At 61.4% G+C, this 850-nt stretch carries 1 pseudogene; it reads right to left on the minus strand.

The annotated features are described in order from the left end of the window. A pseudogene (locus tag NQV17_RS37795) lies at positions 1–839 on the minus strand (protein kinase); the annotation flags it as partial. Positions 840–850: the final 11 nt, after the last annotated feature.

Below are 850 nucleotides of genomic sequence, written 5' to 3' on the forward strand. Positions count from 1 at the left end.
CGCAGATAGCCGTAGCGGGCATCTCGCAAATACACACAGGCAATTTTCCCGAAACCGTGCGCCGCGTAAAAGCGGGACGCGAGTTCGTTGGCGAGTGCCTCACCGTGGACAAAGCCGCTTTCCTGCGCCGAGTGGATGGCCTGCTCGTACAACTGCATGGCATCCATCATGCGGCCTTCGATCCGGGCAATCTCGGCGCCGACCAGCGCGGCGCGGTCCGCGAAATTCTCCGGGCAGTTTTTCGCCCAGATCTGGAGCTGTCGGTAATGTGCAGCGACATCGTCCAGGTGTTGTGGCCGCTCGTCGGCCGGGGTGCACTCACACCAGGCGGCCTTCGCCAACGCGCCGTAAAAGTGATAGTCGGCTTCCTCAATCAACGAGGATGAGGTCCAGAGCAGCGGTTGCGCCTTCGATGCCGCATCCATGGCTGCAGCATAGTCACCGGCAAGATAGCGCGCCTGCAATTTCTGGATCCAGTACCAGCACGCAGCTACTGCCAGGGCCGGGTTGCCGGACAGATGGGTTTCGGTCCGAAGTTCATTGAACTGCCCGTCGTCAAGGCGGCCGAAGGTTGGCGTCAGGCCGCGAAGCATCCGTATCAGCGCGAGCCGCGTGGTGATGATGTCGATGACAAGGCCGAACCGCACCTTGCCGGCGTACTCAAGACCGTGTTCGGCTTCGCCTTGCACCTCGTGCAGCGGCTTGCCGGCGAAAAGCAGGTCCGAGTTCAGATTGTTGCACGCGTACGCCCCATACGCGAGGTCTCCGATCCGGTTCGCCGCTTCGAAAGCACGGCGCAGCAGATCACGACAAGCCCGTATTGGTTTCATCCAGGGCATGACGAAAACCG

The sequence above is a fragment of the Burkholderia sp. SCN-KJ genome (assembly GCF_024656005.1).
Classification (GTDB): Bacteria; Pseudomonadota; Gammaproteobacteria; order Burkholderiales; family Burkholderiaceae; genus Burkholderia.